A 13926-nucleotide genomic window follows, 5' to 3' on the forward strand; every position below is an offset into this window, starting at 1 on the left:
TCTCATGCCTCGTACGCCCGAGAAGTGGTCAGGTGTCTTCGCTGGCCCACCACAGTTGGTGGGCAGCCACATCGAGTTCCCCGTCCAGCTCCTTGAGGATCCTGACCGGCCGGCAGTAGTGACGATGCCGTTCAGCTCAGTCCGTAGGCTTGTACGAGCCATGGCCGTCCTTGAGGCCCGGTACAAGAAGACTGAGAACATCCGTACCACCTCCGGCTACTTCGATGAGGACACTGACTGACCGGACGCTCAACGACCGGACCGGACCTGTACCACTGTACCCGTGGGACTTGCATAAACCAAATTATGCAACCGGACAGCCGTGGGGGGCTGACCGGACCGAACCGGACACGACCGGACACAAAGGGACCGGACGGACCGGACCGGACTGGGGGCGACCGGACCGGACTTAACCGGACTGTCTACGTCCTGTTAAGGAGACCTTAACGAAGAGTCCCACCGGCGGGACACTGGCAGAATGCTCTATGTCACATCGATGTAAGATCCAAGATCAAGCCGCTTAGGGGATTGACAATCCTCCTGGCGGGTGCTAGCAAACATGCAGGTGCGAGCAAAGACTTAGAGGGGCCTAGGCGAAAGCCTAGGCCCCTCGTTTAACCCTGCTGAGAGCGCTCCTGAGCCTCTTTCTCAGTGCAGTAGTACCTGACGGCGTGCATTCCTTTTCTGTGGCGTCTGAGAAGGTCTGAGCCTAGGTTATGACCTGTGGCAATCATGACAGCAGCCAGGCACAGAAAGACAAGCGCGGGACAGCCGATGAGAAAGGCCAGGACTGTCATCAGTTGCCCCGGTTGCGCTGCCAGTCAGCCGGGAGGAAGCCGCCCCTATCCAGCCATTCGATAAGGTCGCCAACGGCCCAAGCTAGAGTGTCGGCTTGCTCGTTGTCTTCCCACTTGTCTCCCTGCTCCTTGAAGATGGCAAGCTCTTCTCGAATGTTCTTCAAGGTTTCGTTCGGGTCCATTGCGTTTCCTTCCGTGTGCGCTAATGGGACAAGGGTAGGGCCGGAGGAATCCTCCGGCCCTACGGCTAATCACATCAGTCGTTGTTGCTGTCCGACTCCGCCCATGCTTCGCGAATGGCACTCACAGTCTCTTCGGGAAGCGGTTCATCCTGGGGAGTGTTCCCCAGGTCTCCGAAAGCTGCCACCTCGTACGGCTGACAGCCGTATTCCTCTGCCAGATCCCTAATCGTGGCCATTGTCAAAACCTCCTGTAGTTGTCCGGCTAGAAAGCCCTACAGACCATAACCTCCGGTATGCCTCACCCCTGGTATCAGTAGGCGAGCACAGGATTACGTGGCCTGTAGGGCAATCTAAGGGGTACAACTCAGTCATTCCATAAACAGATCCATCACGGGTGCATTGTGCATCAGGATCTCACTAGCCGCTCTGCTGAACGGTCGGCAGACGTTCCCAGATTCAGGGGGAAGCGTCGAAAGCTCCTCCTCTCTGTTGAGATATCCGATGACGAGAAGGAAGCGGTACGTAGTGCCGTCAGGGTCAACTCCCCGTTCGTGTGCTTCGCGATAATCGAGCTTAGGCCACATTGCGCGCTCCCAGGGCGTACGCGAGAGCAGTCTTTACCCAGCCATCCGAAGCGTGATAGCCGCAGAGGATTACCGGCTTAGGGTGTCCCGGGTAAACCTCCACTCGGTCATCTGAGTGATTCGGAGCAGTGGTGAACTCACATGCAGGCTTAGGCTTCCGCTTTCCCATCAGGCAGCGACCTTGCTAGCACGGTTGATAGTCTTACGGATGCGCCGGGCCTGCCGAGGGGTGCAGTGACCCTCAGAGTTGGCCCGGATGGTGTCCTTGCCAAAGCGCTGCCTGTTGTAGTGCATCAAACGAGTGGCGTTCCCCATGGGCGTAGCGCTCTTGCCCTTGCTGCCAGCCTGCCGGGCCTTGTCAGCGTTGCTGAGAGGCTGCGCTTCCTCCTGGCGCTGAGCGTCGGCAATCAGTGCCTCTAGCTCAGCCTTCCGAGTCTTCGTGGTGTACGTGATGCCCAGGGCGTCAGCCTGAGCCTTCAGTTCCGCGACAGTGGCCACTTTCTCTCCTCTTTTCAATTTGTATGGCGACGGTACAGGTTTAGCGGAGTATTACTAGGCCGCTATGAAAAGGCTCAGAGCGTGAGCGCTGAGCCCTCTCGATTGCGTGCTAGTCAGAGTCGATGTGTGTCGTAACCCACGGCTTCACAGTGAGAGACATATCGGCGGTAATCACGAACGGGTCCGGCCCACCCATCCCCATGGACATCTCGCGGTAAGCGCGAATGGCTTGCACTTCGTTCGGGTATTCGATCACCTGGGGCGACTGACCGGGGTAAGAGAACACCATGACTGCGTGCCCCCCGATGGTCAGTCGAGTGATCGAATCTCCGGTTTCCTGCCGGCAGTAGTGCTCATGAAAGTCGAGCTGTTCCCCACCCCATTTGTCAGTCATCCGATCTGACTCCCGACCTCGATGTCGTCGGCGTTGTTCCGAATCGCCGTGAGGCATTGAATCCACGCGGCAATCTGGTTGTACGTCTCCCTGTCCGTAGCGAACAGGTGAGAGGGAAACGGGGTGTTGTGAAGAACTCGCCTCGTGACCTCCCCGTTAACCCGCCACACCTCCTCCTCTTGCAGTCGATAGACGTTTCCCTTCTCCTCCGGAGAGAGAAGCTTCCATTGTGCCGTGTCGAATCCTGCCTGTTGGGCAACCTCGCAGAAGGTGGCGAACACACTACGTACGTCATTCTTGTTGATCCTGCGTTCCGGCATTCCTTTACCTTTCGTCTAGGGGACACTGAAGGGCACCTCTCGCGAAATGCCCTTCCGAATCTGCTAGGCGACGCCTACTCCGGTACCCGCAACAGCGGGATCACCTTGACACACCAGCAGTAGACATGCCCGTGAGAACACCTGATCTTACCGGCGGCGCATCCGCCGCACTTCTGGCACCTGTCGTATCGCATATGGCGCTTGCCTGGCATCTCACCTCCTCTAATGGTCTATGGCAGGGCTCAGACTGTCGCCTGAACCCTCCCGATTGAGCATTAGGGGTTACTGGTGAATACACATGGTGCCGACATTAGGGCTCTGAATGAAAGCGCTTTTGTCGCTCCCCCTGTAGGTTGGGCAACCGCATTTCTCGGTTGAGTCGTAGGTGAGAATTCCCATCACAATCTCTTCCCCGAATTGCCTGGCATCACCTCCTGAGGTGAGCAGGGTAACTACGTAATCCATGTAAGCGATAGCGTCCTGCTTGCGCTTATCGCTTGTGCGAGTGCCAGCAATCTCAGCCGGTACATATCTCTTGTCTTTTGCTGCGTTCAGAACGCTTACGGCACCGAATCGCAATCCTCTGAGTTCGCTCTTAAGAGCGTTCCTGATTCGGACGAAATCGAAGACCCGCGTTCCGATCTCACCGGTAACCATGAATCCCTCGCCACTCACTTGGTACCCTCTCCCGCGCTCTCAGCGCCATCCTGAGCGACCTTCTTAGCACGGGGTGCCCGTGCCTTCACAGCCGGCTTGTCCGTCGCCACGGAGGGCTTGTCGGCAGGCTTGCGTGCCCTGCTGGCACGCTTGGCAGGCTGAGGCTTGCTGAGGTCGATGAAGCGCCACGTCTTCCCCTCGTTCTCCCCGTTGTTGAACAGCGTGATCTGCACCTGGCGAATCTTCTCGGCGCTCTCAGCGTTGAAGGTGCCACGGGTACGCCACTCGGTACCGTCCAACAATTGATACTGCAACTCTCCGGTCACGTGCTGCTCCTTTGCCTTTTTGTTGATGGAACGGTGAAAGGTGAATTCAGAGCCGAGTCTCAATGCTCCCTCTTCTAGATGGCTATGACAGGGCAGGGACCGTAGTCCCTGCCCTCTCGATTGTCATTTAGCTGAGGTCGATTCGGGTAACATCCGTGTAGCTTTCCGCCGGAATGGCGAAGTAGTCCCGCGCGTCATCAACGGTGTAGAAGTAACGCACCATCGGATGCCAGTACATACCGCTTTCGTCCTGAATGAGTTTGTCTTCCATGTGAGCGAACATGACGTTTCCCTCACGCTGGAATTCCGAGAGCACCCACACAACGGCGTGAGTCGGGTAGTTGAACAGGAAGCGCATTTCCTGCCAGTTCTTTTCCATTACTGCTCACCCCTCATTTAGTTGAGATGCAGTGAATTTCAGTGCTGTTGTCTCCAGTCAACTCCTTGTCCACGTAGTAGGTGCGCTCCCCATTCGGGTAGATATTCAACGTGAAGTAGTAAACCGTGTCGTTGATGGTGCGACTCCAAGCAATTTCCGTATTGCTGAATTCGCTCCCGTTGTAGCAGTAGATGAAATCCCTCGCGGTTATCTGCATCACTTCCCCTCCATTGCCCCGAGGATTGCGATCAGCAATCCGATTCCGAGTGCGTACACAGTGGCGACGGTAAGCATTTCTGACCACCTAGCAATAGGCGAGAATCAGCGTGGCGAGCATGAGAATGGAAAGCGTAGGCGTAGCCCCTACCATGGGGTTGCCAAGCCATTCCCAAAGTATCCTGAGGAGAGGCACCTCAGCCTGCCTTACGGTCGCTGAGGCGACGCCAGAACGCTTGCTGAGCAGAGGCAGTACCAGAGAGCGTCAGCCGAGTAACCTCCTCAGCGTGCAAGCTCAGCGTGTCTGCCGCACTTCCCCCACTCTCAGACTGAATCTCTCTGACGACACCCTCACCCTTGAGCACGTACTGAACGATCAGCATCGCTGAGCCTTTCTCGTTCCGTTGGCGACGGTAGATAGGGACAGAGGGGGAAAGGGACCGTAGCCCCTTTCCCCGTGGCAATCCCTAGCTCACTTGCCGTTCTCGAAGTAGATGGCCTCCCCGTTGATGTCGACGAAGCTGAGGCCCACTCCGTTGCCGCTCTCTCCGGCATCCCACATGCACCAAGATGAATCTTCGAGTTCGCACGCAGGAAAGATGACCGAAGCAACAGGCTTCAGGGCATCTGGGATGTGTCCGTTGGGCAGGATGTTCATGACGACGAACAGAGTCATGACGAGACGCTTCACTTGCTTTCCTCCATTAGGCGACGGTACAGAGCACCTTTCGATGCCCTCTATCCGGCGTCTAAAGACGCCTCCCGCTCAGCCATCCCATTTCACTCCCCTAGCAACGCCTCACGACGTGGCATCCTCGGATCGATGCGCTTGCATGCAGCGGCGCACCTACAAGAGGCGTTCTGACTGGCGGGTATGTAGTTCTCAATGAACGCTAGTTAGGTGGTGTTGCAGCGACCCCTAACCCGATCCCGTTCCGTGCTGCCTTACAACCATGAGTCTACTCCTCAGACTTGCATATCTCTACTTATGCGAGCCGTACTGAGCAGTAACATTCCCGCCTGTGTTTCAGATAGTGCTATCCTGCATACTGCATACTTATGCATGCCTGACGCTCTACGGTTCGTTCTTCCAACCGTCCACATGAGACAAGCCATAGATGACCTTCTTTATCTAAGGTCTTTGATATTCAAGCGTCTCTATATCGATGCCCGTCGTAGTGATCCCTGTCCATATCTTACCCAGGTAGATATCCCATAGGGCCTATAGGGTATGTACGTTCATGCCCATCTACATTTCCGCTTTGTTCTTCCATCACATAGAAGATCATCACTCATCCATGCATGTCTATGGCATAGTTATGCACCGCATGCACGTGTGTGCATATCACTGTGTGCTATGTACTTAGCTATGCTCATGAGTCATGTTCGTGCATGCCTTGAAGTAAGCTACGTTCTTACTGCTCAATGGCTTTGTTTGATGCTTGTCTATGTTGTTGCTGTTCATCCATAGATCCTTGTCTCAGTAGCAGTGTGTGAGACATCTATGGTTGTGAGTGCATAGTTATGCGGGCGGGGGGATACCCCAAAACCTGCCAGCCAGGGCATCGTCGCGGTCCTTGAGTGCCGCTCTGTACGGTTTCCAGCTTTTGTCCGATTCCCAAAATACGGGATCAATTCGGGCACGTCGATGTCATGATTATCGATCTTTCGTACCAATTGACGAACTCGAATATCTAAATTCATCGCATTCACATTCATCGCTCTAAGGGACCTCGCTCCGCTCGGTCCCATTAATCGATACAGGTGACTCCCTGTATATAAGTCCCCGCTTGTATACGGCTCTGACCAGGGCTTATACGGTGGCTTCATCGAAGGAGATCGATCGAATGATCGACCCTGCCGAGGTCGCATCGAGGTTCAGCTATCACAAGCCGTCCAATGAGGACGTTGTTCGTCGGCATGAATGGATTCGGGAGGAGTGCGGCCGGCTGGCCGCGATCCTGTGCTCTGCCTGTCCCGAATCCCGAGAACTCTCTTTGGCCTTGACAAAGCTGGATGAGGTGTGCATGTACGCCAACGCGGCTGTTGCACGCCATCAGTAGCCCTCTCAAGATCGCATATGTAAATCCTCACGATACAGATCGCTTGAGGGATGTCAACACCATCTGACCAGTAATTATGAGAGGAGGTGACCATGACTGATTGGTACCTCAACCTAGCTCTGACGAACTTCCGCAAGGAAGTGAACGCTCGTTGGCCCAACAGGGATAAGACCTCAGACGGAACGGTTGGTGACTATAAGCACCAGCAGACGCCTTCGGATCATAATCCGGACAAGGACGGCTCAGTAGACGCCTGGGACATGGATGTCGATGGAGTCGATGTCTGGGCTGTCATCAATGCTGCTCTGAAGCACGAGTCAATCCAGTATGTCATCTACAACCGTCGCATCACGTCTCGGACGTGGGGCCTTGGTACCTGGCGTACCTACACGGGGCCAAACCCTCATGACCATCACGTGCACTTCAACACCCGAGAGAGCCACGAGGACTCTACGAAGCCGTGGCTCCCGAAGCCGGAGGTAAAGAAGATGGAACTTACCGACAAGATCAGTCTTGTTACTGACAAGGACGTCAAGTACAGCTCGCCCACGACGACCGTGAGCCATATCCTCGCTAGCACCAACTACTACGTGCTCACCGTGCGGAACTCGGTCATCGATCTGCGTAAGCGAGTCGACGAGCTGAGCGCGAAGACCAACGCTCCTCAGCCGGTGACCGTGGACCCCGCCACCCTGGCTGCTGTCCTGACCAGCCCGGAGTTCATCAACGCTGTTGCAGCTCAAGTGGCCGATGAGGTTGCCCGGCGGATGCAGGCGTAAATCTGTAATCTTCGGCCACTGGGACTTCCGGGAGACCGAGTGCCCGGGCGCGATGTTCTACCGGGAGTTCCCGGCGCTGCGCCGTCGGGTGTTCCGCACGCTCGGCACCCGCATGGGCGACGTGCCGGCGCGGCGCTGGCCGGACATCTGGCGCTTCGTCGGCGGCCCGGTGGTGCGGGTCGCGCAGTACCTGCTGGCCTTCCGCGGTTACGCCGTGCCGGTCACCGGCGTGTTCGACGCGGCCACCGTCGCGGCGGTGCAGGACTGGCAGGCCCGCAACGGCATCCCGGTCGATGTCGACGCCACCCTGACGGCGCCCACCTGGGAGACGCTCGCCCCCGAGCTGGACCAGCGTGACACCGGCATCCCGGTGACCGCGGCCCAGTTCATGCTCGCGTCCAAGGGCTGGGCGGAGGTCGTCCCGACCGGCGAGTACGACCACGCGACCCGGACCGCGGTGAAGGATCTCCAGCGCCTGCACGGGCTGCCGCCCACCGGCAAGCTCAGCACCACCACCTGGTGCGCCCTGGTGGGGGGTGTGGTCCGCCAGTCGTTCCGCGGGCACTGACGGCGCACCCGGGGGCGAAACGTCGGCATTCACGGCTGGTGAACGACGGCTATCCGGAGCGACGGTCCGCCGCCGATCATTGCCCGGAGATAGATATGAGTCATTCTCACCTCCGGGTGGAACGCCCGGGCGCGGAGGGCGAGACGTCGGCACGGCAGCCGGGCGCACCGAAGGCCCGACTCCGCGTCCCCGGAGGATCGCCATGCCCCGTCCCCCACTCCGCGCCCGGCTCGCGGCACTCACCGCCGCCGCCCTGACCGCGAGCGTCCTGACCGTCACCCCGCCGTCCCCGGCGCTCGCGGCCAGCACGTTCGCCGCCAACGACTACTGCCTCGGCCAGTGCGCCGACATCCTGCCCCCGGGCGAGAACGGCAACGCCACGCTCGTCGCCATCCTGGCCCACCAGACGCTCGGCACCCGCCCGGCGCACTCAAGCGACCAGCTCGACGAGTACGCGAACCTGGTCTACAACTACGCCGGGCTGACCGACGAGCAGATCGCCAGCTTCTACAACGACTCCTCCTTCGGCGTCCCCGCCGCGCAGGTCGAGAGCACCATCTCGCCCCGCTCGGACGTCACCATCGTGCGGGACAAGGCCACCGGCGTCCCGCACGTCACCGGCACCACCCGCGGCGGCACCATGTTCGGCGCCGGCTACGCCGGGGCGCAGGACCGCCTCTGGGTGATGGACCTGCTGCGGCACGTCGGCCGCGGCAACGTCACCTCGTTCGCCGGCGGCGCCCCCGGCAACCGGGAGCTGGAGCAGAGCGTCTGGGCCAACTCGCCCTACACCGAGGCGGACCTCCAGGCCCAGGTGGACGCGCTGCGCACCAAGGGCACCCGGGGCCAGCAGCTCTACACCGACGTCGTCGACTACATCGCCGGCATCAACGCCTACATCGACAAGTCCATCGCCGACGACAACTACCCCGGCGAGTACGTGCTCGCCGGCGCCGGCAAGCCGAAGCACTTCACCATGACCGACCTGATCGCCACCGCCGGCGTGATCGGCGGCCTGTTCGGCGGCGGCGGTGGCAGCGAGATACAGTCCGCGCTGGTCCGGGTGGCCGCCCGAGCCAAGTACGGCGCCACCGAAGGCGACCGGGTGTGGGCGGCGTTCCGCTCGCAGAACGACCCGGAGACCGTGCTCACCCTGCACGACGGGCAGAGCTTCCCGTACGGCGCGACGCCGCCCGGCGCGACGAGCGCGGTGCTCCCCGACGCCGGCACGGTGACCGCCGAGCCGCTCGCCTACGACAAGCGCGGCGGGGCCACCGCCCGCACCGGCGCCAGCACCGCCACCAAGGACCTGCTCGGCGGCCTGTCCAACCTGCGCGCCCACGGCATGTCCAACGCTGTGGTGGTCTCCGGCCGGCACACCACCACCGGCAACCCGGTCGCCGTGTTCGGCCCGCAGACCGGCTACTTCGCCCCGCAACTGCTCATGCTCCAGGAGTTGCAGGGGCCGGGGATCAGCGCGCGCGGCGCCGCGTTCTCCGGGCTCAACCTCTACGTGCTGCTCGGCCGCGGCCAGGACTACGCGTGGAGCGCCACCTCGTCCGCCCAGGACCTGACCGACACGTACGCGGTGCCACTGTGCACCACCGACGGCAGCGCGCCGACGCTGAGCAGCAACCGCTACCTCTACCACGGCCAGTGCCTCGCGATGGAGGCCCTGGAACAGCGCAACTCCTGGTCGCCGACGCTCGCCGACTCCACCCCGGCCGGCTCGTACACGCTGCGCGCCCTGCGCACCAAGTACGGCCTGGTCGCCTACCGGGGGCTGGTGAACGGGCAGCCGACCGCGTTCACCAAGCTGCGGTCCACCTACCGGCACGAGGCCGACTCGGCGATCGGCTTCCAGGCGTACAACGACCCGGCGGCGATGGGCAGCGCGGCGGCGTTCCAGGCGTCCGCGGCAAGCGTCGGATACGCGTTCAACTGGTTCTACGTCAACTCGACCGAGGCGGCGTACTTCAACTCCGGATCGAACCCGGTCCGGCCGTCCACCGCCGACCCGAACCTGCCCACGAAGGCCGAGCCGGCGTACGAGTGGGCCGGCTGGAACCCGGACACCAACGACGCCACCTACACCCCGGCGTCGGCCCACCCGCAGTCGGTCAACCAGGACTACTACGTCAGTTGGAACAACAAGCAGGCGCGGGACTTCGGGGCGGCCGACGGCAACTTCAGCTTCGGCTCCGTACACCGTGGTCAGTTGCTCGACGGGCCGGTGCGCGCGGCGATCGCCCAGCGCAAGCTGGGCCGGGCCGACGTCGTCAAGATCATGGCCGACGCCGCCGTGACCGACCTGCGCGGCCAGCAGGTCCTCGGCGACCTGCTGCGGGTGCTGGACAGCGCGCCGGTCACCGACCCGGCGCTCGCCGACGCGGTCACCAAGCTGCGGGCCTGGCAGCAGGCCGGCACCCGGCGGGTGGAGACCTCCCCCGGTTCCAAGGTCTACCAGCACGCCGACGCCATCCGGATCTTCGACGCCTGGTGGCCGCTGCTGGCCTCGGCGGAGTTCCGCCCCGGGCTCGGCCCCGACCTCTACGCCGCGCTCGTCGACGCCATCGAGGTGAACGAGGCGCCGTCGGGCGGGCAGAACGGCGGGCGTGACGGCGCGGTCAGTTGGGCTCTCCAGGGCCAGGCGCACAAGGGCTCGTCGTTCCAGTACGGCTGGTGGGGCTACGTCGACAAGGACGTGCGCACCGTGCTCGGCGACCCGGTGGCCGGCGGGCTCGGGCGCGCGTACTGCGGCAACGGCGACCTCGGCGCCTGCCGGCAGGCGTTGCTCGGCGCGCTCGGCCAAGCCGCCGCCGCGCCGGCCACCACGGTCTACCCGGGCGACAAGTCCTGCTCCGCCGGCGACCAGTGGTGCGCCGACTCGATCGCCCAGTCCGGGCTCGGCGGCATCACCCACCCGCTGATCGCCTGGCAGAACCGCCCCACCTACCAGCAGGTCGTCTCGTTCCCGGCCCGCCGGGGCGACGACGTCACCAACCTGGCCCAGGGCCGCCCGGCGAGCGCGTCGAGCACCCAGTTCCTGACCAGCTACACCCCGGACAAGGCGGTCGACGGCAGCCTATCCAGCCGCTGGGCCAGCAGCTACAACGACAACCAGTGGCTGCGGGTCGACCTCGGCGCGGCCCGCACCGTGGGCCGGGCGGTGCTGCGGTGGGAGGCCGGGTACGCCACCTCGTACCGGATCGAGGTCTCCACCGACGGCAACTCCTGGACGCCCGTGTTCGCCACCACCACCGGCAACGGCGGCGTCGACAACGCCACCTTCGCCCCGGTCAGCGCCCGCTACGTGCGGGTGTACGGGGTCAAGCGGGCCACCTCGTACGGCTTCTCGCTCTACGAGTTCGAGCTGTACGGGCGGTGACACCGACGGCCGGCCGGGCAGGTCAACCCGCATCGGTCGAACATGTGTGCGAAGATGGGCGGGTGTCGGGCGAGGCCACCATCCTGCATGCCGACCTGGACGCGTTCTACGCCTCGGTCGAGCAACGCGACGACCCCCGGCTGCGCGGCCGGCCGGTGATCGTCGGCGGCGGCGTGGTGCTCGCGTGCAGCTACGAGGCGAAGGCCCGGGGCGTGCGCAGCGCCATGGGCGGCCGGCAGGCGCGACGGCTCTGCCCGGACGCGGTCGTGGTGCCGCCCCGGATGGCCGCGTACACGACCGCCAGCCGGGCGGTCTTCGAGATCTTCCGGCACACCACCCCGCTCGTCGAGGGCCTCAGTATCGACGAGGCGTTCCTCGACGTGGGCGGGCTGCGGCGACTGGTCGGGCCACCGGCCGACATCGCGGCCGAGCTGCGCGACCGGGTCCGCCGGCAGGTCGGCCTGCCGATCACGGTCGGCGTGGCCCGCACGAAGTTCCTCGCCAAGGTGGCAAGCGGCGTGGCCAAGCCGGACGGGCTGCTCGTCGTCGAGCCGGGCCGGGAGCTGGCGTTCCTGCACCCGCTGCCGGTGGAGCGGCTGTGGGGCGTCGGCCCGGTCACCGCCGCCAGGCTGCGCGAACGCGGTCTGCGTACCGTCGGCCAGGTGGCCCGCCTCGACGAGCCGGCCCTGGTGTCGCTGCTCGGCGGCGGCGCCGGGCGGCACCTGCACGCCCTCGCGCACAACCACGACCCGCGCGCGGTGCGGGTCGGTCGCCGCCGGTCCTCGATGGGCGCGCAGCACGCGCTGGGCCGCGAGCCGCACTCCCCCGCCGAGCTGGACGCGGTGCTGGCCGGGTTGGTCGACCGCGTCACCGGGCGGATGCGCGACGCCGGGCGCACCGGCCGCACGGTGACGCTGCGGCTGCGCTTCGCCGACTACACCCGGGCCACCCGTTCGCACACGCTCGACAAGCCGACCGCGCAGACCGCCCCACTGCGGGCCGCCGCCCGGATGCTGCTGCGCGCCGCGCTGCCGCAGATCGAGCTGCGTGGCGTCACCCTGCTCGGCGTCTCGGTGGGCAACCTGGCCGGCGCGCACACGCAGCTCACCCTGCCGTTCACCGCCGAGCCGGGGCCGGCGCTCGACGCCGCCGTCGACGCCGTGCGGGACCGTTTCGGGTCGCGGGCGCTGACCCGTGGCGTGCTGCTCGGCCGCGACCCCGGCGTCGAGATGCCCCGGCTGCCCGACTGAGCGTCTCCTCCTCCCGGGGTAGGAGACGGCTGTCGGACCGGTGGCCGCGACCGCGGCTCCCGGTCGGGCGCGGACGGCCCGGCCGGTCACGAGCATCTACAGGCATGACTACCGTGTGGAACCGGGCGGCCGGATGGCACCGCCCCCTGATGCTCCTCGTGGCCGCGATGGCGGTGCTCACCGTCGTCGCCGCGGTCGGCGTGGTCGCCGATCCCCGGGTGCTCACCGGCGCGCCCGCCTGGCTCAAGCCGTTGAAGTTCGCGATCTCGTTCGTGATCTATGCCGTCACCCTCGCCTGGATGCTCTCCCTGCTGCCGAGGCGCAGCCGGCTCGCCGAACGGGCGGCCACCGTGATCGTGGGCGTGGCGGTGGTGGAGATCGCCGTCATCGTCGTCCAGGTGGTCCGTGGCACCACAAGCCACTTCAACGGCACCACCGGGCTGAACGCGGCGCTGTTCGACGTGATGGGCGCGGCGATCCTGGTGCTCTTCCTGGCCCAGGTCGTGCTCGCCGTCGTGCTGATGCGCCGGCCCACGCCGGACCGGGCCGGCGGGTACGCGGTCCGGCTCGGCCTCGGGGTGTCGCTGCTCGGCATGCTCGTCGCCGTCCTGATGGTGGCGCAGCGCCCGGCCGGCGCGCCGGCCGGGGTCAGCGGGGCGCACAGCGTCGGCGTGCCGGACGGCGGTCCGGGGCTGCCGCTGGTCGGGTGGAGCACCACCGGCGGTGACCTGCGAGTCGGGCACTTCGTCGGGCTGCACGCGTTGCAGGCGCTGCCACTGCTGGCGATCCTGCTCGACCGGCTCCTCGGCGCCCGGCTGGACGAGCTGACCCGGGCCCGGCTGGTGCTCGTCGGCGGCGTCGCGTACGCCGCGCTCACGCTGCTGCTCACCTGGCAGGCGCTGCGCGGGCAGCCGCTGTCCCGCCCGGACGGGCTCACCCTGGCCGTGGCGGCGGCGCTCGTGCTCGCCACCGCGGCGGCCACCGGGCTGGTCCTGGCCCGCCGGTCCCGGCGTACCCCGGTGGTGCTTGTCGGATGAGCGGCACGCTGTTCGGCCTGACGTTCGCCCTCGCCGCCCCGTTCTGGGCGCTGATGATCCTGGCTACCCGCTGGTCGTGGACCGCGCGGGTGGTCGGCTCGCCGCTTATCGTGGCGCCGGTCCTGGTTGTCTACGCGATTCTGGTGCTGCCGGCGCTCGGCGCGGTGCTGCCGGTGGTCACCGCGCCCACGCTCGACGGCCTGCGGGACCTGCTCGGGACGGCCGACGGCGCGGCGGCGGCCTGGGCCCACATGATCGGCTTCGACCTGTTCGTCGGGCGGTGGATCTGGTCCGACGCCCGGGAACGGGGCATCCCGGCCCCGCTCACCGCGCCGGTGCTGGCGCTCACCATCCTGCTGGGTCCGCTCGGCCTGGCCGTCCACCTCGGGCTCCGGGCCGGGTGGCGGCGGACGGCGGGCGGCAGGACCCGGCGGGACGGTGGGACCGGCGCGGTGGCCCCGGCCGCGCCGGTTGCCTAGGCTGGCGCG

General features: G+C 64.5%; 15 protein-coding genes. 7 read left to right on the plus strand and 8 right to left on the minus strand.

The window, feature by feature from the left end; genetic code table 11:
* Positions 1-796 precede the first annotated feature (796 nt).
* From SM450_RS09880 to SM450_RS09915, 8 genes are all read right to left on the minus strand, one after another.
* Entirely contained in the window at positions 797-979 is a 183-nt protein-coding gene (locus SM450_RS09880; RefSeq protein ID WP_474619395.1) for a hypothetical protein, read from the minus strand.
* Between the two features lie 752 nt (positions 980-1731).
* A complete protein-coding gene (locus tag SM450_RS09885; RefSeq protein WP_474619396.1) occupies positions 1732-2061 on the minus strand; it encodes a Rho termination factor N-terminal domain-containing protein in 330 nt (109 codons plus the stop codon).
* 109 nt (positions 2062-2170) lie between these two features.
* Positions 2171-2455 (minus strand): hypothetical protein, encoded by a 285-nt coding sequence (locus SM450_RS09890; RefSeq protein WP_474619397.1) that lies wholly within the window; start codon positions 2453-2455, stop codon positions 2171-2173.
* A complete protein-coding gene (locus tag SM450_RS09895; RefSeq protein ID WP_474619398.1) occupies positions 2452-2775 on the minus strand; it encodes a hypothetical protein in 324 nt (107 codons plus the stop codon). Before SM450_RS09895 ends, SM450_RS09890 begins: the two co-directional genes overlap by 4 nt.
* 282 nt (positions 2776-3057) lie before the next feature.
* The gene (locus SM450_RS09900; protein ID WP_474619399.1) at positions 3058-3450 is read right to left on the minus strand and encodes a hypothetical protein; all 393 of its coding nucleotides are present in this window, start codon (positions 3448-3450) and stop codon (positions 3058-3060) included.
* Positions 3447-3758 carry a hypothetical protein gene (locus SM450_RS09905; RefSeq protein WP_474619400.1) on the minus strand — a complete coding sequence of 104 codons (312 nt, stop codon included), beginning with the start codon at positions 3756-3758 and terminating at the stop codon, positions 3447-3449. The genes SM450_RS09900 and SM450_RS09905 overlap by 4 nt, the downstream gene beginning before the upstream one ends.
* 127 nt (positions 3759-3885) lie before the next feature.
* Positions 3886-4137, minus strand: coding sequence for a hypothetical protein (locus tag SM450_RS09910; protein ID WP_474619401.1), 252 nt, complete (start codon positions 4135-4137; stop codon positions 3886-3888).
* 688 nt (positions 4138-4825) lie between these two features.
* Complete coding sequence (locus SM450_RS09915) at positions 4826-5029, minus strand: hypothetical protein (protein ID WP_474619402.1); 204 nt, start codon at positions 5027-5029, stop codon at positions 4826-4828.
* 1171 nt (positions 5030-6200) lie between these two features.
* Here SM450_RS09915 and SM450_RS09920 point away from each other — a divergent pair.
* The 7 genes from SM450_RS09920 to SM450_RS09950 all read left to right on the plus strand — a co-directional run bounded on the left by SM450_RS09920 (position 6201) and on the right by SM450_RS09950 (position 13917).
* Entirely contained in the window at positions 6201-6416 is a 216-nt protein-coding gene (locus tag SM450_RS09920; protein ID WP_474619403.1) for an Acb2/Tad1 domain-containing protein, read from the plus strand.
* 92 nt (positions 6417-6508) lie between these two features.
* Entirely contained in the window at positions 6509-7195 is a 687-nt protein-coding gene (locus SM450_RS09925; RefSeq protein WP_474619404.1) for a hypothetical protein, read from the plus strand.
* Positions 7196-7247: 52 nt separating this feature from the next.
* Complete coding sequence (locus SM450_RS09930) at positions 7248-7763, plus strand: peptidoglycan-binding domain-containing protein (RefSeq protein ID WP_474619405.1); 516 nt, start codon at positions 7248-7250, stop codon at positions 7761-7763.
* Between the two features lie 202 nt (positions 7764-7965).
* Positions 7966-11151, plus strand: coding sequence for a penicillin acylase family protein (locus SM450_RS09935; protein WP_474619406.1), 3186 nt, complete (start codon positions 7966-7968; stop codon positions 11149-11151).
* A gap of 62 nt (positions 11152-11213) precedes the next feature.
* Entirely contained in the window at positions 11214-12401 is a 1188-nt protein-coding gene (gene dinB / locus SM450_RS09940; protein ID WP_474619407.1) for a DNA polymerase IV, read from the plus strand.
* Between the two features lie 104 nt (positions 12402-12505).
* Positions 12506-13438, plus strand: coding sequence for a hypothetical protein (locus SM450_RS09945; protein ID WP_474619408.1), 933 nt, complete (start codon positions 12506-12508; stop codon positions 13436-13438).
* A complete protein-coding gene (locus SM450_RS09950; protein WP_474619409.1) occupies positions 13435-13917 on the plus strand; it encodes an ABA4-like family protein in 483 nt (160 codons plus the stop codon). The genes SM450_RS09945 and SM450_RS09950 overlap by 4 nt, the downstream gene beginning before the upstream one ends.
* Positions 13918-13926: the final 9 nt, after the last annotated feature.

It is taken from the genome of Micromonospora marincola (assembly GCF_056150385.1).